Annotated in this window: 15 protein-coding genes and 2 pseudogenes; 12 read left to right on the forward strand and 5 right to left on the reverse strand. The window is 61.7% G+C overall.

Annotation, left to right across the window (positions count from 1 at the left end):
* Positions 1 to 2: 2 nt before the first annotated feature.
* The gene (locus tag CMG77_RS03740; RefSeq protein ID WP_286804437.1) at positions 3 to 608 is read right to left on the reverse strand and encodes a methyltransferase family protein; all 606 of its coding nucleotides are present in this window, start codon (positions 606 to 608) and stop codon (positions 3 to 5) included.
* Positions 609 to 1292: 684 nt separating this feature from the next.
* Between CMG77_RS03740 and CMG77_RS03745 the strand changes: the two genes are divergently transcribed.
* Positions 1293 to 2807, forward strand: a complete 1515-nt coding sequence (locus tag CMG77_RS03745) for an alkaline phosphatase D family protein (protein WP_286804436.1) — start codon at positions 1293 to 1295, stop codon at positions 2805 to 2807.
* A gap of 156 nt (positions 2808 to 2963) precedes the next feature.
* Positions 2964 to 3422 (forward strand): annotated as a pseudogene (locus tag CMG77_RS15760) (LysE family translocator).
* 399 nt (positions 3423 to 3821) lie between these two features.
* Here the strand turns inward: CMG77_RS15760 and CMG77_RS03750 are convergent.
* Both CMG77_RS03750 and CMG77_RS03755 read right to left on the reverse strand, forming a co-directional pair.
* Positions 3822 to 5366 carry an endo-1,4-beta-xylanase gene (locus CMG77_RS03750; RefSeq protein ID WP_502691744.1) on the reverse strand — a complete coding sequence of 515 codons (1545 nt, stop codon included), beginning with the start codon at positions 5364 to 5366 and terminating at the stop codon, positions 3822 to 3824.
* Between the two features lie 200 nt (positions 5367 to 5566).
* Entirely contained in the window at positions 5567 to 5713 is a 147-nt protein-coding gene (locus tag CMG77_RS03755) for a hypothetical protein (RefSeq protein WP_286903632.1), read from the reverse strand.
* 207 nt (positions 5714 to 5920) lie between these two features.
* Between CMG77_RS03755 and msrA the strand changes: the two genes are divergently transcribed.
* The 3 genes from msrA (at position 5921) to CMG77_RS03770 (ending at position 8724) form a co-directional block, all read left to right on the forward strand.
* Positions 5921 to 6487 carry a peptide-methionine (S)-S-oxide reductase MsrA gene (gene msrA, locus CMG77_RS03760; RefSeq protein WP_286903633.1) on the forward strand — a complete coding sequence of 189 codons (567 nt, stop codon included), beginning with the start codon at positions 5921 to 5923 and terminating at the stop codon, positions 6485 to 6487.
* Positions 6488 to 6574: 87 nt separating this feature from the next.
* Positions 6575 to 7936: a UDP-N-acetylmuramate:L-alanyl-gamma-D-glutamyl-meso-diaminopimelate ligase gene (gene mpl, locus CMG77_RS03765; protein WP_286903634.1), complete on the forward strand. Its 1362-nt coding sequence runs from the start codon at positions 6575 to 6577 to the stop codon at positions 7934 to 7936.
* Between the two features lie 176 nt (positions 7937 to 8112).
* Positions 8113 to 8724, forward strand: a complete 612-nt coding sequence (locus CMG77_RS03770) for a flavin prenyltransferase UbiX (protein WP_286903635.1) — start codon at positions 8113 to 8115, stop codon at positions 8722 to 8724.
* Positions 8725 to 8729: 5 nt separating this feature from the next.
* Here CMG77_RS03770 and waaA read toward each other — a convergent pair whose 3' ends face one another.
* On the reverse strand, positions 8730 to 10010 hold the full coding sequence (waaA, locus tag CMG77_RS03775; RefSeq protein WP_502691745.1) for a lipid IV(A) 3-deoxy-D-manno-octulosonic acid transferase: 1281 nt from the start codon (positions 10008 to 10010) through the stop codon (positions 8730 to 8732).
* A 47-nt stretch (positions 10011 to 10057) separates the two neighbouring features.
* Positions 10058 to 11005 (reverse strand): annotated as a pseudogene (locus CMG77_RS03780) (LysR family transcriptional regulator).
* A gap of 88 nt (positions 11006 to 11093) precedes the next feature.
* On the opposite strand from CMG77_RS03780, the gene CMG77_RS03785 reads away from it, so the two are divergent.
* From CMG77_RS03785 to tatC, 7 genes are all read left to right on the forward strand, one after another.
* Positions 11094 to 12668 carry an NADH-quinone oxidoreductase subunit L gene (locus tag CMG77_RS03785; RefSeq protein ID WP_286903637.1) on the forward strand — a complete coding sequence of 525 codons (1575 nt, stop codon included), beginning with the start codon at positions 11094 to 11096 and terminating at the stop codon, positions 12666 to 12668.
* Positions 12665 to 15157, forward strand: coding sequence for a YbcC family protein (locus CMG77_RS03790; protein ID WP_286903638.1), 2493 nt, complete (start codon positions 12665 to 12667; stop codon positions 15155 to 15157). The genes CMG77_RS03785 and CMG77_RS03790 overlap by 4 nt, the downstream gene beginning before the upstream one ends.
* A gap of 170 nt (positions 15158 to 15327) precedes the next feature.
* A complete protein-coding gene (hisI, locus tag CMG77_RS03795) occupies positions 15328 to 15738 on the forward strand; it encodes a phosphoribosyl-AMP cyclohydrolase (RefSeq protein ID WP_286806760.1) in 411 nt (136 codons plus the stop codon).
* 2 nt (positions 15739 to 15740) lie between these two features.
* Positions 15741 to 16094: a phosphoribosyl-ATP diphosphatase gene (locus CMG77_RS03800; RefSeq protein WP_286806759.1), complete on the forward strand. Its 354-nt coding sequence runs from the start codon at positions 15741 to 15743 to the stop codon at positions 16092 to 16094.
* A 15-nt stretch (positions 16095 to 16109) separates the two neighbouring features.
* Positions 16110 to 16379: a twin-arginine translocase TatA/TatE family subunit gene (gene tatA / locus CMG77_RS03805; protein WP_286806758.1), complete on the forward strand. Its 270-nt coding sequence runs from the start codon at positions 16110 to 16112 to the stop codon at positions 16377 to 16379.
* A 101-nt stretch (positions 16380 to 16480) separates the two neighbouring features.
* Complete coding sequence (gene tatB / locus CMG77_RS03810; protein ID WP_286806756.1) at positions 16481 to 16972, forward strand: Sec-independent protein translocase protein TatB; 492 nt, start codon at positions 16481 to 16483, stop codon at positions 16970 to 16972.
* Between the two features lie 8 nt (positions 16973 to 16980).
* Positions 16981 to 17745: a twin-arginine translocase subunit TatC gene (tatC, locus tag CMG77_RS03815; protein ID WP_123638340.1), complete on the forward strand. Its 765-nt coding sequence runs from the start codon at positions 16981 to 16983 to the stop codon at positions 17743 to 17745.
* Positions 17746 to 17816 lie beyond the last annotated feature (71 nt).

Genomic DNA, 17816 nt, shown 5'->3' on the forward strand with positions numbered 1-17816 from the left:
CACTATAACCACCGCCGCACCAACAGGCGATAGTCCTGATATTCGACTCCGTAGGCCCGACCCAATGCGACTTCTTCGCGGCGCGCCTGCAGTACGATCACGACGGCGCCCACCAGCAGACAAAGCAGGGTGAACACGCTGGGGAAGGTCAGAAACAATCCCAACTGACCGAGAATGATGCCGATGAACAGAGGATTTCGGGTAAGCCCATAGGGGCCCTGAGTCAGAAGCGGCTGACGTTTGTCCGGGTCGATACCGGAGCGCCAGTCATTGCGCATATAGGCGTGGACGTAACTGACGATGCCGTAGGACACCAGCAGCATTGCCATGCCGGCCAGTAGCACCGGCGCCTGATAGAGCGCGGGGAAGACGCCGAGCCAAGGATCGATGGGCCAGACGATACGAGCCAGACACACCCCCAGAATGGCGGCGCGGAACAGGTTGAACGTCTGCCGGTACCACCAGGTGGCGGAGCCCCGGTTGCCGTAGCGAATGTGGCTGATGCCGGTACGCTTCCACAGGCCAACACTGGTGCTGGTGTAGTGCACCCCTATAAAGAGGAAATACAGCCCTAGGAAGTGTCTGGAGAGCTGATCGATATCGTACATGGAGTGTTCCTATTATCTCTCTAGCGCCCCGATACTAACGAACTGCCCAGGGCTGTGGCCAGTCAAATCTGGTTGATAGCGCAATCTTTACAATTCTCTGGAAACCCGTGTTGACGCTTCAACCGCGAAGGGCAGACTCAATGCATATTCACAGGAACCCTGACATACTGTATCTGTCCAGACTTGTCAGTAAACTGTCACTATCGATTGGGTGGATTGGAGTCTCGTTTAATGGGCAGCCTGCCAAATAATGATCACCGAAGTATCCCTGAGGTGCTGGCGGGGCCCGTGCTACGCCGTTGCACTACCGACCGCCTGACGCTCTGGCTGGTCGCACGTCGGCAACTGTGCCTCAGGGTCCGCCTCTCCGATTCAGAAGGTCAGTATCTTGATCGAGAGGTACACCCCTCTGAGCAGCAAGTACTGCGCGTCGGTCAGCACGCCTGGCTCTACTTGATAGAGCTGTCCCTGGATACACCGTTACCGACCGACACGCGATTGTCTTACGATGTGGGCCTTTCGAGCGACCCGGCAGAGGAGCCCAGGTGGATAGCGGACTGGGCGCCCCACTTGTGTTACAGGGGCGACCTGACCCCCGGGTTCACGCTCTGTTCGCGAGCCACACGAGTGCTTCACGGCTCTTGCCGTCGCCCTCACCACAAGGCCCGGGATGGCCTTGCTCGAGTGGATCACGAGTTACAGAAAGCAAGGGAGGAAGGAAGCCCTCCCGCGCTTCTGATGCTGACCGGCGATCAGGTCTACGTCGATGACGTTGCCGGCCCCATGCTGCACGCCATACATTGCGTTATTCAACGACTGGGCCTGTATGAGGAGCAATTGGAAGGCGCCTCTGTCGACTCCAGCGCCGAGTTGGGGTCGCTAGCACATGGTTACTACCATCGGGAAAAATTGCTGCCCAGCACTCAATCCAACGAGAGTCTGGCCGAACGGTTTTTCGGTGGTGTCCGCAAACCCGTATTCACCACAGCACACGCGGGCAATCACCTGATTTCGTTCGCGGAAGTATTCGCAATGTATTTGCTGGTTTGGTCTCCCGCACCTTGGGCACTGGTTTCATCGATTGAGCCGGTGAGTCGTGAACCCGAGCTGTCCCGCTACCGTGACGAGAAGGTGAACATTGAGGCATTTCGGGAAACACTGCCTCAGGCGGCACGTGCGCTGGCCAACATCCCCGTCTATATGATTTTTGATGACCATGATGTAACCGATGACTGGAATCTGTCAGCATTATGGGAGCAGACCGCCTATGAGCACCCGTTTTCCCGGCGGATTATTGGCAACGCTTTACTGGGATATCTGCTCTGCCAGGGCTGGGGAAACCGACCCGAGCACGTTTCCGAGCTCATGCCCACTTGCCAGGATCTGTTCGAATCCAGCCCACAAACTCATACCCTGGACAAAGAGCAGCAGAATGCGCTGATTGATCGGTTGTTGGCGTTTGGTCATTGGCACTTCACGCTGGACACGAAGCCCAAAATCATTGTCTTGGATACAAGAACGCATCGGTGGCGTAGCGAGATCAGACCGGGACATCCCTCTGGCCTGATGGACTGGGAGTCACTTACCGACTTTCAGCAGTCGGTCATGGGGGAGGAGTCCGTGCTGGTTGTGTCACCGGCCCCCATATTCGGCGTTAAACTGATCGAGATGATTCAACAGGTATTCACCTGGTTTGGCAAACCACTGCTGGTCGACGCGGAAAACTGGATGGCTCATCGTGGGGCGGCCAATGTACTGCTCAATATTTTTGGGCATTCGCGAACGCCCAAACATTTCATGATTGTCTCTGGCGATGTGCACTACTCATTTGCCTACGATGTTCGCTTACGACACAAGCAGAATGGCCCTCACATTTGGCAAATAACCAGCAGCGGCATCAAGAACGAGTTTCCCCATGGATTGCTCGAATGGCTGGACCGCCTCAACCGTTGGTTGTACAGCCCCCTGTCCCCGCTGAACTGGTTCACCAAGCGCCGGCGAATGCGGGTAAGCCCTCGATTGCCACGGGGTCGGGATCTGGGGGAGCGGCTATGGAATAATGCAGGCATTGGCGACCTTCATATTTCGTCGGACGGGAAACCCGTCCTTATCAGCCAACTTGGCGCAGACCACAACGACACCGTCTTTGAGTACCGGGAGGAGGGCCGCTTCGAAACCGAGGCCCACCCCAAGCAATGACCCCGACCGGCGCGTTACTGTTATTTGTCACTCTGGTGACGCTGGCCGCCCTACCCAGTACCAGCGTGGCACTGGTATTAACCCGGTCGGCCGCCTCGGGGCTTGCAGCAGGCGCCGCCGTCACGGCGGGCATTGTGCTGGGCGATCTGCTGTTNGTTGNNTCTGGCGTTACTGGGTATGAGCGCCCTGGCGGAGTCACTGAGTGGTGCCTTCTACTGGGTGCGGCTCGCGTGCGGNGGCTACCTGATCTATCTGGGCTGGNGTTGCTGGCGTGCCGCGCCNCAATCCGCGAACCGCCCNNTGNCCNCCACGCCGNNACGCCTNTGGCGCGATNCGCTGACGGGNCTGNTGATCACNCTCGCGGATGTAAAGGCCATCGTNTTNTACGCCAGCCTGTTTCCGGCGTTTGTCNATCTNTCCCGGATNACCGTTCAGGGGCTGGGCGTNGTNATGGNCATTACNATCNTNGCGGTGGGNGGCACCAAACTGGCTTATGCCTACGGCGCCCANCGGATNACGCANGCAACATTGATGAAGCGGTTCGAGCGCCCGGCGCAGCGAANCGGCGGGACGTTGCTTGGCGTCATTGGTCTGTATCTGATCATNGGAGCCTGAGNGCGCTCTGCTACACTGACAGCGTGTTTCCGCAATGGCGGGTTCGCGGATCATTGATTCACCAAAACGGAGCGGTGACATGAAGTACCAAGCGGGACTCTTGTTCGTAATCCTGTTGTCTGGTTTGACCGGATGCGCGCAACTTGTGACGGACCAATACCTGGACCGCCACTGCGACAAATCTCATATCGACTGCCCGGGCCGGGAAACCGTCGAGCGCAAAGCGCAGAAAGCCGACATGGCGGCNTTTCGGGCCATTGGCGAGCAGNTTGANGACAAAGGCAACACGCCTGAACCCGCTCCACCCTATCGCGACNCCGCCGAGCCCCTCTGCCCTGACGGGCAGAAGAAGGTGTGCTCGGCCAGNGCCGGTTGTCGCTGCGAAGCGGACTGAGNCGGTTATTCTCCNANNGTGAATTCGAACTCGGCGGTTTCACCGGGTAACAGCTCAATGGNCTGNTCGATGANNTGGCCATTGATNGTTACCTGATACTCGCCATAGAAACCNCGCNCGCTGAACTCCCCATCGCCATTGGTGGCACCGGTAAAGTCGTTCCACCAGTCATTGAAAATGGCGTCTTTCCAGGCNNCGGCGTTGGGTTTTTCCCGCNAGTCTTCGGTNTACATNGCACCATCNGGCGTCCAGTGGGCGCCCGCCCAGAAGCCCCACTTCTGCACCCCNACNGTNGCCGGATGACTGAACACGGCGGTNAGGAAATCCCGGGTGTAATCCGCCTGCAGCGCNTCNTCCGTGGTGTTGATATCGAACTCGGTCACCCGNATGGTCAGCTCGGGAAAGGCCNCGTGAAAGCGGTCCAGNATTTCCAGTACCCGGGGAATGGCNGTGGGNGANGGNCCAAANTGNCCCTGCATACCNATGCCNTCNATGGGCGCTTCCTGATCNACCAGATACTGGATGGTCTGCTGGTAGTGATCCTGATGGGCNGCGTCGCGTCCACCGCCGGACAGAATGGAGTAATCGTTGATGTAGAGCTTGTGGTNGGCCAGGTTCAGGCGCGCCCGTTCAAACCAGTCGACCATCACCTCGTCGCCAAAGGCGTCCATCAGGTAGTGGTTGTCATAGGGTTCGTTGAGCACNTCCCACTCATCCAACACATTCGCCGTGGCACTGGCGATATCGTCGATATGATCGAGGACGATCTGCTTTGCTTCCGGATCGGCGTTTTCCGGCTCACCTTCCGGCAGGTACTCCTGAATCAGGTTGGGCAGGTTGCGCTTGGACGGCCANACCATGACGTGGCCCCGGGTGTAAAAGTCGTTATCCTTGAGCCACTGAAGCGCATCGATGGTGGTCTGCTGGCTGAAGTCNTCACCCCACTCGCCCGCCCAGGGCGCCCATTTCAGGTCATTTTCCGGGCCGCTCTGATTGAACAGTTCCAGCACCTTTTCCCGGTAGATTTCGTTATCTTCGCCCTCGCCCATGAGAATGNGGCCGACGGTCACCGAGCCAAAGTGATAGGCATGGCGGGTCATCTCGACCGCCACCTCGGCACCCTCGACCGGCTGACCTTCACCGTCCAGTACCCGCACGGTGAAATCCCCTTTGCGGTGCTCATCAATGCGGGCGGCGGCNTCNNCGCGCCAGTCGGCATCNGCCTCCCGNCCGCCGTANCTCAGCTCGGTTCGGGGCAGGTCGTCCACCGCCANGCTCTGNCCGAAATGCAGCACTTCCACGCCGCCNATNTCGAAGCTCTGGGGGCGNTCACCNCCNCCAAAACCGATCTTCAGNATCAGGTCGTTGGCGGCCTCGGCCCCGGACATTTCCAGCGGAATGTCATAGGCCTGCCAGTCNCCNGTACTGGTGATTTCCCGTTCGGCGTATTTGGTGTAGTCCGGTCCCGGACCTTCCAGGAAGGCGGTGGCGAAGGTCGCNCCGGTTTCATCGGTGGTACTGACNGANCGCATATAGAGGCGAATCAGCATCACATCGCCTTCGGCCGTGGCCCGGAGAATGGGGTACTGCAACTGACCATTGAAAAACGCGCCCGGGGGATTCTCGGCGTGAATGCGCACCGCCNGGGTGAANCCGGAGTGGTCNGCNGCCACGGTTTCCGCNCGGCCGACCGGCTCACCGTCGTTGTCGCCTTCCCAGAAGCTGTAGTCGGTGGCGGGCGAAGAGGTGATCACCAACTCACCTTGATCGAGGGTATCGCCGTCAGGGTCGGGCTCTGGTTCAGGTTCAGGTTCAGGTTCAGGCTCTGGCTCTGGTTCGGGCTGCGGTTCTGGGTTCTCGGTAGGCGGCGTCGAGCCACCACCAGAACTGCTGCCACAGGCCGTGAGCAGAGGGGGACTGAATAGAAATACCAGTATCAGGGCAATGACGCGCGAGGACATGGAAGCCTCCAACGGTTGTTATGGTTTTATTGACATTAACCTGCATGGTAGCGCATGCCGTTAAGCTTGACTATGGGCCANGGGCGTAATTGCGTCGTATCTATTGTCCACAGTACTGANTCTATCNTTNGACAGGAGGCACCATGCGTCTGCTTGCACTCTTTNTGATNNTTGCCAGCCCNNCCCTCTGGGCCGACGACACGGCCGAGGCGATTTTTGCCGGCGGTTGCTTCTGGTGTATGGAGCCGCCGTACGATGAGGTGGACGGCGTGAAGGAAACCATTTCCGGNTATANCGGTGGCACGGTCGCCAACCCCAGCTATGAGCAGGTGGTGGCCGGAGGCACGGGGCACACTGAGGCNGTCAAGATCGTTTACGACCCGTCCAAGGTGGACTATCANNCGCTNCTGGAGATTTTCTGGCGCAATATTGATCCTCTGGATGCCGGNGGTCAGTTCTGCGACCGGGGTGACTCCTATCGGGCCGGGATCTTTTACCTGAACGATGAGCAGGAAGCCCTNGCCCGATCGACCAAAGCCGAGGTGGAGGNNCGCTTTGAAAAGCCGGTGGTCACCGAAATCACCGAGGCCACGGCGTTCTATAAAGCGGAGGGNTACCACCAGAATTACTACCAGAAAAATCCCGTGCGCTATAAATACTACCGCTACCGTTGCGGCCGGGACGCACGACTGGATGCNCTGTGGAAATAGATTCGCAGCGGGCTGGCCCAACAAGCCTACTCCCGGACAGGCCGAACGCGTAAACTGTCGCTTTTGAACCNGACAAGCGACGCACTTATGCACATTCACATTCTCGGGNTNTGCGGCACCTTNATGGGCAGCCTGGCGCTGCTGGCGCGGGAGCTGGGGCACACNGTCACCGGCAGTGACNCCAACGTCTACCCGCCCATGAGCACCCANNTGGAAGCGGCNGGCATTNNNCTGCTGNNNGGCTACAGCCCCGANCACCTTGAGCCCGCGCCGGANCTGGTGGTGATCGGCAACGCCCTGAGCCGGGGCAACCCGGAGGTGGAGGCGGTGCTGGATAAGGGCNTGCCCTATACCTCNGGCCCGGANTGGCTNCGCGANCANGTGCTGCCNGGCAAGTGGGTGCTGGCGGTNTCGGGCACCCACGGCAAAACCACCACCGCCAGTATGCTGGCCTGGATTCTGGAATACGCCCATATGGCNCCNGGTTTTCTGATNGGCGGNGTGACCCAGAATTTCCCCCAGTCCGCGCGCTTGGGCGAGACGCCGTTTTTTGTGGTGGANGCGGACGAGTANGACAGCGCCTTTTTCGACAAGCGNTCCAAGTTCGTTCACTACCNNCCCCGCACGCTGNTCATCAATAANCTGGAGTACGANCACGCCGANATTTTCCCGGACCTGGCGGCNATTCANCGCCAGTTTCATCACNTGGTGCGCACGGTGCCGGGCACGGGNCTGATTGTCAGTCCCGCCGGGGTCGAGGCCATTGANCAGACGNTNGATCAGGGCTGCTGGACNCCNCGNGAAACCCTNGGNGCCGAAGGTGACTGGCAGGTGAAACTGACCGCNGCCGACGGCAGCGCNTTTGAGGTNTGGCACGAGGGCGCCGCCATTGCGACGGTGAACTGGGANCATACCGGCGAGCACAATGTGATGAANGGCCTGGCGGCGCTGATCGCGGCCCGGCATGTGGGNGTAACNCCNGAAATCGGCGCTCAGGCNCTGGCGGCGTTCAAGGGNGTCAAGCGCCGGATGGAGTGCCTGGCGGANGTGCACGGTATTCGGGTGTACGACGATTTTGCCCANCANCCGACGGCGATCAANACCACNCTGGCCGGGCTGNGGGCCAAGGTGGGNGATGAGAANATCATCGCGCTGATTGAGCCGCGCTCGAATACCATGCGCCTNGGNGTGCANCGGGAGGCGCTGAAAAACTGTTTCAGTGATGCCGATGCGGTATTGTGGTANCAGCCCAGCCANAGTGATTGGGATCTCGATGAGNTGGTGAATCACAGTTCGGTGCCCGCGCAGTTGGAGCACACTATCGATGAGTTGATTCACGGGGCGCTGTCGTTGGCGGAGAGCGGCAGTCATATTGTGATTATGAGTAATGGCGGGTTTGATGGGATTCATCANAAGNTGGTGNNTCAGTTGAATCGGCATGCGTTGTAATTTNTAGCGGAAAGTCCGGTCNNGGGAGCGCACCTCCCGATCGCGTAGGTCGGATTAGCGCGNAGCGCGTAATCCGACAGATTACATTGCCCGGCCACGCGTCGGATTACGCGCTGCGCGCTAATCCGACCTACGGATACCACATTGCCACAACCACTAATTGACGAGGACCCACTATGGACTACCAACGTACCGTCACCCTGGCCATGACCGGCGCTTCCGGNGCGCAATATGGTNTGCGGNTGTTGCAGTGTCTGCTGGCGGCGGANTGTCGNGTGTATCTGCTGTTGTCGAGTGCGGCNGAGGTNGTGATTCGCACGGAGACCAATGTCGAGNTGCCNNGNGANCTGGAGGAGCAGCAGTTGNTGCTCAGTCAGATGTTTGGCGCTGAGGATGANCAGTTGCAGTTGTTTTCCCGGGAGGANTGGTTTTCGCCGGTGGCNTCGGGGTCGAGTTCGCCCAGTTCGATGGTGATNTGTCCGGCCAGTGGNGGGTCGTTGTCNGCNATNGCNCANGGNGCNAGNAANAATCTGGTTGAGCGGGCGGCGGATGTGGCGCTGAAGGAGCGGCGGCAGTTGATTCTGGTNCCNCGGGAGGCGCCNTATTCCGAGGTGCATCTGGAGAATATGTTGAAGTTGACCCGGATGGGCGCGGTGGTGGTGCCGGCCAGNCCGGGGTTTTATATGCAGCCGACCCGGATTGAGGAGTTGGTGGATTTTATTGTGGCGCGGGTGTTGGATCAGTTGGGNATTGAACAGGATTTGATGCCGCGTTGGGGGGAGGATTAGCCCCCCTACAAATACCGCCGAATCAACGNCANGGTTTTCTCCAANGCNCCNCGGTTGGCTTCNGCCACNTCTCTGGCCGCCTGGCCCCGCACNGTGCGCAGCTCCTCGGTTTCNNTCAGGCTGATCACCTGCCCCGCCAGNTCCTNCGCGTTTTCAANGACCTGTAAGGCGCCCGCNTCTTTCAGCAGGTCCGACACTTCCGCAAAGTTGTACAGGCTNGGGCCACTCAGAATCGGCAGGCCCCAGGCNGCGGGTTCGATCAGGTTGTGGCCGCCGTTGTCGATCAGTGAGCCGCCCACAAAGGCGATGTCGCTGGCGCCATANAGGGTCAGCAGTTCGCCCATGACATCGCCCACCAGTACCTGAACATCCGCTCCCGGGGCCTCTCCGGTANTGCGCCGGGCGGTGACGAAACCGCGCTCGTTGCTCAATTCGGCCACCGAGTCAAAGCGCTCGGGGTGACGGGGCACCAACACCAGCAGTGGGTTGCTGGTGGTTTGCGCGCGCACTTGGGCAAACGCCTCNAGTANNGGGCCGTCNTCGCCNTCGTGNGTGCTGGCGGCGATCCAGATGGGNCGCGCCGGGTTGCCTTGCCANTGNGNNCGCNGCGCCGCTGCGCGTTCCCGGACGCTGTCATCCAGGGTCAGGTCAAATTTGATACTGCCNGTGATGTGGGTGGCATCCGGGCGCAGCCCCAGGTCCTGAAAGCGCTCGGCGTCNGCCCGGTTCTGGATACCGGCCTCGGTCAGGCCCTGAAGCATGGGTCGGGTCAGGCCCGCAAAGCGCTGATAGCCCCGGGCGGACTTTTCCGAGAGCCGACCGTTGATCAGNACACCGGGAATTTCCCGNGCCCGNCAGGCGGCCAGNGTGTTGGGCCANAGTTCGGTTTCCATCATCAGATACAGACGGGGCTGCACCCGGTCCAGAAACCGGCGCACGCTGCCCGGCAGATCAAAGGGCGCATAAACGTGTTGAACCTGATCGCCAAACAGGGCCGCGACCCGGTCGGCACCGGTGGGCGTGGTGGTGGTCATCAGCAGTTGCAGNCCGGGCTCCTGCAGCAGCGCNCGGGCCACCGGCGCNGCCGCCAACACTTCACCCACCGAGGCGGTNTGCANCCACACCAGGGTACGNCCGGTNTCCTGNGGCGGGACCCGGCCAAACCGCTCCCNCCAGCGCTGCCCCCAGGCCGGNTTGCGCCGGGCGAGCAGGCGCAGCCGCAGCAGCAACAGGGGCGTGAGCAGATAGAGCAGCAGTGTGTACAACCAGCGCATGCGCAGCGTCATCCTTTCGTGGGGCGGACGCACAGGATACCACTGCGNCCAAGCCCAGGCTAAGCCAGGTCTTTCAGCGACCGGGACAGGAGTTCGGACACCAGGCTGGGCATAAACTCCCGGGGCAGGGTGATGGCGAAGAAGTTCTCGAACAGNTTGGGNAGNCGCTCGTAGCNGCGCAGGCGGCCCTGCTGCANCTCGTCTTTCACCACNACNTCGGGCAGNACGGTAACGGCNCCGNTNTCCCGNGCNANCAGNCGCANCATGGCCATATCATCCACTTCGGCGAGAATGTCCGGCTGGTACTGATGCAGGCTNCACAGGGCGTCGAACCCNNGGCGNATTTCNTGGTTNGCCCCNGGCANNACCCAGCGCANCCCNTGATACCCCNNNGGAAANGNNGCNNCCGGNTCNAGNTCNNCCGGACCGATGATNGACANCGGCTGNCGCGCCANNANCTGGCTCTGCCAGGCCACCGCCGGTGCCCCGGAGGGCTGTATCTGGGTGTTGGTCAGCACCACATCCAGCTCGTGTCGGGCCAGGCCGTTGAGCAGATTGGTCATNCCCATGGCGTGCAGNCTGAANCTCACATCGCGCTCANTGCGNGCCAGCAAGGGCTCGATNAAGGANTCNATNAANTTACGGGACATGGTCGAGAGCATGCCAATGCGAATCGTCTGCTGCTCCGGCTCGATGCCCCGGCTGATCAGGGACTCCAGCTCCTCACCTTTGGTGAAAATCACCTCGGCGTAATTGAACACCTGACGCCCGGCCTCAGTGAGCACCAACTTACGNTTGCGCCGCTCGAACAGGGGCTTNCCCATGCGCTCTTCCAACTGGCGGATCTGGGCCGACAGGGCGCTCTGGGAAACGTGCTGNTGCTCGGCNACCCGTGTCAGTTTGCCCTCACTGGCCACNCGCCAGAAGTAGTACAGATGNTGGTAGTTCAACCGGCTCATGCGTGGAGCGCCCCTTAACCGTTCGNTTTTATAGAACNNTTGATACATTTATATCTATTTTACTTAAATTANCACCAAAGGGATACTCCGCNTCANCCGTTTACGGANTCAAANATGANGACNNNGGAGNCNATGNATGANCTGGAGTGAAGCCCTCCCCACCCTGNTNCTGAGNGCCGTTCCCCTNCTNCTGGCCCTGGGNGCGGCNTTCAGNGCCCGCCAGNCAAGCCCCNNCCCGGCCTGGCGCCTCGCCAAAGTNTCNACATCCNGCGCGCTGCTACTGGCCATCGGNCTGTTGGCCTGGGCGCTGGTTCCGGGCGCTGANGCCGGATTCTGGCAGTCCGCCCCACTCAANCTGGTGATGCTGACGCTGGTGAGCTTCATCGGCTTTGTGGTGGTCCGTTACAGCGCCCAATATCTTCAGGGGGAGCCTCGCCAGACCCGCTTCGCCGCTCTGGTGCAGGCGGTGTTCGCCGCCGTCAGTNTCGCGGTGCTTAGTGACCACTTACTCCTGTTTCTGGCGGCCTGGCTGGGCATCAGCCTGGCCATGCACCAANTGCTGATGTTCTACCCCGAGCGCCCGCGCGCCGCGCTGGCGGCCCACAAGAAGTTCCTGTTTGCCCGGGCTGCCGAGCTGTGCGCCCTGAGTGCCTTTGCGCTGCTGTACCTGCACCACGGTACNGGGCACATCAGCACCATCGTCGCCGCCTATGCCGAGCCGGCATCCCTGACCCTGACCGAGCACTTGGCNGCCNGCCTGCTGGCGATGGCCGCGNTGATCAAATGCGCCCAGTTGCCGCTGCACGGCTGGCTGATTCAGGTGGTGGAAGCCCCCACCCCGGTGTCCGCCACNCTGCACGGCGGGGTCATCAATCTGGGTGGTTACCTGCTGTTGATGTTTGCCCCGCTGGTGCTNCAGTCCGCNCCGGCNCAGGCNCTGCTGNTGGTCGTGGCGGGNCTNAGCAGNGTNNTGGCCGCNCTGGTGATGATGACCCGCATCAGCATCAAGGTCCGCCTGGCCTGGTCCACCAGNGCCCAGATGGGCCTGATGCTGGTGGAAATCGCCCTGGGCCTGGTGGANCTGGCGCTGCTGCACCTNCTGGCCCACTCCTGNTACAANGCCTACGCCTTCCTCAGCTCTGGAGAGGCCGTCGTTCAGGACCGGCAGCGGCGGCTGGCCCCGGCCCGTACGCCTCCGATCGGCCAGTGGCTTGGCGCCGGGCTGTGCAGTGTTCTGCTGGTGGCCGGGCTGCTGTCTGCGGGTCACTATGGCCTCGGCCTGGCCTGGCCGGAGACCTTCAGCCCCTGGGTGCTGCTCGCCCTGGCACTGACCACCCTGATGGCCGAGCGCGACAGCCGGCTCAGCGCTGGCTCACTGCTGCGCTTNGCNGCNCTGGCGGTCGTGCTGGCCGCCGTCTACTTCGGTCTGAAAACCCTGTTTGGCCTGTTTTTCCCCGACTACCCTCGGGCCACCCCACTGTGGGCGGACCTGTGGATGAGCACCCTGTTCGCCGCGCTGTCCATGGCCTATGCGCTGCTGCGCCACGGTGCCCACCGGCCCGCAGTCCAGCGGCTGGCGGTAGCGCTTTACGCCGGTTTCTATCTGGATGAATGGGTCACCAAAACCACGCTCAAACTCTGGCCGCACCGGCTCCCGACCCGGGCGCGCCCCAAGCAGTTACACCCCATCTCTGAGGAGGGTTTGCTATGACCGCGTTCGAGAAGACGTCCGCCCCACTGACCCGGGAGCCCGACACCACCGAGCAAGCCCGACTGCTGACCACGGCGCAAGAGCAGGCTCTGGATCGCGCTTGTTCCAGCATCGCCCCCAACTGGCCGCTGGACCGCATGATTGCCGTCAACCCGCTGTGGGCCATGCGCGAGCAGCCCATCGACGAGGTGGCCGCGCGCCTGTCATCGCTNGCCTATATCCACTCCCTGATGCCCCCCAGCCATTATCTGCAGCGCTGGCAGAATGGTGACATCCAGGCGGAGCACCTGACCCGGGCGGCGGCCGAGCTGNACTATCCCGGCAACTACCAGAACCTGCTGAAAGTGGTGAAAACACTGAGTGAACTGCCCCACTGGCACAACATCAGTGACCTGGTGGACGCCGCCCGGGACCGGCAGCACAAGATGGCCTGGCGGGACGAGATCATCCATCAGATCAGCCAGTTCTGTGCCGCCCATTACCAGGAGGACGGCCCGTTCAACACCGAGCGGCTGAACCCGCAGGGCGAGCGCTCGTCCAATCCCACGCTCTACCAGCAGTGGCTGCGCATTACCCGCGTGGACCGGGGTATTGCCATTCTGATGGCGGAGCCGGGCCTGGGACGGTTTTTCGACACGCTGCCTGCGACCGATGAAGGGCTGTTCCAGGCGGNGGCCGCCGAACTCGGCGTCAACGCCACGCAGCTTGGCGACTACGCCCAGGCGCTGCTGCTGGACATCAACGGCTGGGCCGCCTGGGTGGCCTATCGGGATTGGCAGCGCGAGCTGGGTGAGAACNACAGTGCGCCGGCCACGGAGATGCGCAGCCTGCTGGCCATTCGCCTGGCCTGGGAACTGGTCCTGTGGCGCTACCTGCACCGTCGCCACCCGGAGCAGGCGCAGAACCTGAGTTGGCTCTGGCGGCGCGAACTGGACAGCCTGCCCGAACTGTTCGAGCGTCACCGTCAGGCCCAGCGGCCCCTGTGGGTGTGGCAGCGGGCGGCCGAGCTGGCCTATCAACAGCCACTCAACCGGTCACTGACCCAGGCGGTGCGCGCGCCCCACACGGTGGCGGACACGCCCTCGCTGCAGGCCGTTTTCTGCATCGATGTGCGCTCGGAGCCTCTGCGTCGCGCCCTGGAGCAGCAGAACCCGGACATCCAGACACTGGGCTTCGCCGGNTTCTTTGGCTTGCCNCTGAGCGTCGTCACCCCCGGCTCGGNGCTGGCCCAACCGCACCTGCCNGGACTGCTGGCNCCTCAGGTGGAAGTGCGCCTGGGCACCCCCGAGCAGGCCAACGCCCNGGCNCGACAGCTCAACTGGAGCGCNCGNTTTCAGGAGTGGTCGCAAACCGCNGCNGCCACCTTCACCGCCGTGGANGCCGGCGGCCTGCTGTACGCNGGCAANCTGNTGGGCCGCTCGCTGTTGCCGGGCAAAGCGCCCAAACGCCTTGAACTGAGTTCACTGCGTTGGCACTGGCGTGACTCCGGAAAGCCCTTGACCCAGGCCGACCAGGTCACCCTGTTGCGCAACGTACTGACCGCTATGGGGCTGACCGAGCGTTTCGCCTCACGGGTGCTGCTGGTGGGCCACGGCAGCCACACCCAGAACAACCCGCACGCCGCGGGNCTGGAGTGCGGCGCCTGNGGCGGTCAATCGGGGGAAGTCTCGGTACGNGCCCTGGCCCGCTTGCTNAACGATCCGNCNCTGCGCNCNCCCCTGGCGGAGGCNGGCATCANCCTGCCCGACGANTGCCGCTTCGTNCCGGCCCTGCACCACACGGTGACCGACCGGATCGAGCTGCTCGAGGGCGAGGATTGGCTGAGCGCCGAGACCGCCGAGTGGTTGCGCCGGGCCAGCGCCGGAGCGCAGCGCGAACGCGCGGCCGCCCTGGGGTTGAGCCCCGATCAGGCCGACCTGGATCAACAACTGACACAGCGCAATAGCGACTGGTCCCAGACCCGCCCGGAATGGGGCCTGGCCAACAACGCCGCGTTTATCGCCGCGCCGCGCTCGGTGACCGCCCCGATCGATCTGCAGGGGCGGAGCTTTCTGCACGATTACAACTGGCGTACCGACCCGGAGTTCAGCCGCCTGGAGCTGATCATGACCGCCCCCCTGGTGGTGGCCCANTGGATCAACATGCAATACAACNGCTCCACNCTGGANAANCGNAANTTCGGNAGCGGCAACAAAGTNNTGCACAACGTGGTCGGCGGCCACATCGGCGTGTTTGAAGGCAACGGCGGCGACCTGCGCATTGGCCTGCCCCTGCAATCGTTGCACGATGGCGAGCAGTGGCGGCACGAGCCCTTGCGTCTGAGCGCCTACCTGGCCGCACCGACCAGGGCGATTGACGCCATCATCGCCAAGCATCCGGTCCTGCAGGCGCTGACTGGCAATGGCTGGCTATACCTGTTCAGCCTCGACGATGAAACCGGAGCGGTGCAGGCCTATCACGACGGCCACTGGACCCGCACGACGGACTGAGCCTTCAGCGTCAAAAGAGCCTTCAGCGGCCAACTGACTCAGCGCCAAGGAAGGCGCGTCCCACCCCAATGGCGGCGCGAGCCAAAAAGCCGGCGGTGAATCGTGACGCCGCAGGCCCGGGGCTGCTACACTCTCGCTCCGACTAACCGCTTGCGAAGCGTCAGATCACCATGAGCACTCCGGATACCCCCGACAATACTCAGAGCGCCTGGCTCGATCAGGTAAAATGGAACGACGATGGGCTGGTTCCCGCCATCGCCCAGGACGCCGACAGCGGCCGCATTCTGATGATGGCCTGGATGAACCGCGAATCCCTCGCCCTGAGCGCCCGGGAAAACCGCGCCGTATACTGGTCCCGCTCCCGGGGTAAACTGTGGCGCAAAGGCGAATCCTCCGGCCATGTGCAGGAGCTGAAAAGCATTGAGCTGGACTGTGATGCCGATGCCATTGTGCTCAAAGTGAAACAACTGGGCGGTATCGCCTGCCACACCGGCCGGGAGTCCTGTTTTTACCGGACCCTGAAAGACGGCCAGTGGCAGACCGTGGAGCCGGTTCTGAAAGACCCCAACGAGATTTACTGAGCATGAGCACACCGAACACCGAGCAGGTTCTGACCGAATTGACCCGCGTTCTGGAGGCCCGCAAACAGAACGCGGACCCCGAGTCATCCTACGTCGCCAGCCTGCACGCCAAGGGGCTGAACAAGATTCTGGAGAAAGTGGGCGAGGAGTGCACCGAAACCCTGCTCGCGGCCAAGGATGCCGAACGCAATGGCGACAACCAGCACCTGATCATGGAAACCGCCGACTTGTGGTTCCACAGTCTGGTCATGCTGTCGCATTTAGGCGAAAATGCCGACGCGGTGCTCAACGAGCTGGCGCGGCGCTTTGATTTATCCGGCCACGCCGAAAAAGCGGCGCGCAACAACCAAACATAAGTAGAGGGTAAGGTTATGGGATTTGGTGGAATTGGCATTTGGCAGTTGCTGATCATTCTGGCCATTGTGGTTCTCTTGTTCGGCACCAAGCGTCTGGGCAGTATTGGCAGCGACCTGGGTAAAGCCATCAAGGGCTTCAAGAAGTCGGTCAGCGATGACGACGCCGAGAAAGACAGCGAACAAGACGACGACAGCGCCAAGCGCAACGTCGAAGACAAAACCGACCCGAACAGCGCTCAGACCCAGCAGGAAAAATCCGCAGCGGAAGACAAGAACCGCTCGTGATCCCCGGCAACGCCCTCGGGCATGCCCTGACTGAGCCAGCGGCGCAACTCCCGGGCGGGAGGGCGCCAATCCAGTGTCTGCCTTATTTGAAAGGTGTTTGAGTGTTCGATATCGGTTTCTTTGAGCTGCTGATCATCGCGATTGTGGGCCTGGTGGTCATTGGCCCGGAGCGCCTGCCTGAAGCGGCGCGCGCCGTGGGCCTGTGGATCGGCCGGCTCAAGCGCAGCCTGCGGGAAACCCGCAGCGAGCTGGAGAAACAGCTCGGCGCCGACGATATTCGCCGCCAGTTGCACAATGAAGAGGTGATGCGCAGCCTGGAAGCTACCCGCCGCCAGGTGCAGGAGGCGGTGGAGGAAGGCTCCTTCCAGACACCGCTGAAAAAATACAAGGACGAAGACGAGCCCGAGCGGCCCGATCACGCGCACACTGAGCCAGACGAGAACACGGAGCCAAAGAGCAGCGACTCGTCCAGCCGCTCCGGGGCCGATACGGACACCCGCGAGGCGGACGGCAAGGGCACTGATTCCGAGCCCACCGATGCCTCATCCGAGCCGGCCAAGGCACCCCGCGATTCACAGACGCCCTCTTCCTGAGCCCGAGCATGACCGTAACCCCGAACGACAAAGAACTGCCCCTGGTTCAGCACCTGATCGAACTGCGCAATCGCCTGCTGCGGATCATCATTATCGTGCTGGTGATCTTTCTGGGCCTGTTCTACTTTGCCAACGATATTTACACCCTGACGGCGGCCCCGCTGCAGAAATTCCTGCCCGAATCGGCGGGGATGATCGCCACCGACGTGGCCTCCCCCTTCCTGACACCATTCAAGCTCACCCTGTTTGTGGCGGTGCTGCTGGCCGCGCCGTTTATTCTGCACCAGATCTGGGCCTTTATCGCCCCCGGTCTGTACACCCATGAAAAGCGGCTGGCTCTGCCGTTGCTGGCCTCCAGTGTGGTGCTGTTCTACGGCGGTATGGCGTTCGCCTATTTCGTGGTGTTCCCGCTGATATTCGGGTTTTTTACCAGCGTGGGGCCGGAAGGCGTGGCGGTGATGACCGACATGGCCAAGTACCTGGACTTCGTCCTCAAGCTGTTTTTCGCCTTCGGGGTGGCGTTCGAGATTCCCATTGCCACCATCCTGATGATTCACGCCGGCATTATCACCCCGGACGGGATCGCCAAGAAACGCCCCTACGTCGTGGTCGGCTGCTTTGTCATGGGCATGGTTCTGACCCCACCGGATGTGATCTCCCAGACGCTGCTGGCCCTGCCCATGTGGCTGCTGTTCGAGGTGGGCGTATTCTTTGGCCGCATGGTGTACCGGCGGGACCGCGCCCGGGAGGCGGAGGAAGAGCAGGAGCTCTAAACAGAGATATTTGACGCCACTCCGGCGTGTAAATTTTTCCGACCTGTGCTATAAATGGTGAAAACTACTAT

This window comes from Marinimicrobium sp., from assembly GCF_002695945.1.
GTDB lineage: Bacteria > Pseudomonadota > Gammaproteobacteria > Pseudomonadales > Cellvibrionaceae > Marinimicrobium > Marinimicrobium koreense.

Excerpts from the sequence above, each read along its gene's own strand:
- CMG77_RS03740 (WP_286804437.1), bottom strand. The coding sequence starts at position 608 with ATGTACGATATCGATCAGCTCTCCAGACACTTCCTAGGGCTGTATTTC.
- hisI (WP_286806760.1), top strand. The coding sequence starts at position 15,328 with ATGAGCACTCCGGATACCCCCGACAATACTCAGAGCGCCTGGCTCGAT.
- CMG77_RS03800 (WP_286806759.1), top strand. The coding sequence starts at position 15,741 with ATGAGCACACCGAACACCGAGCAGGTTCTGACCGAATTGACCCGCGTT.
- tatA (WP_286806758.1), top strand. The coding sequence starts at position 16,110 with ATGGGATTTGGTGGAATTGGCATTTGGCAGTTGCTGATCATTCTGGCC.
- tatC (WP_123638340.1), top strand. The coding sequence starts at position 16,981 with ATGACCGTAACCCCGAACGACAAAGAACTGCCCCTGGTTCAGCACCTG.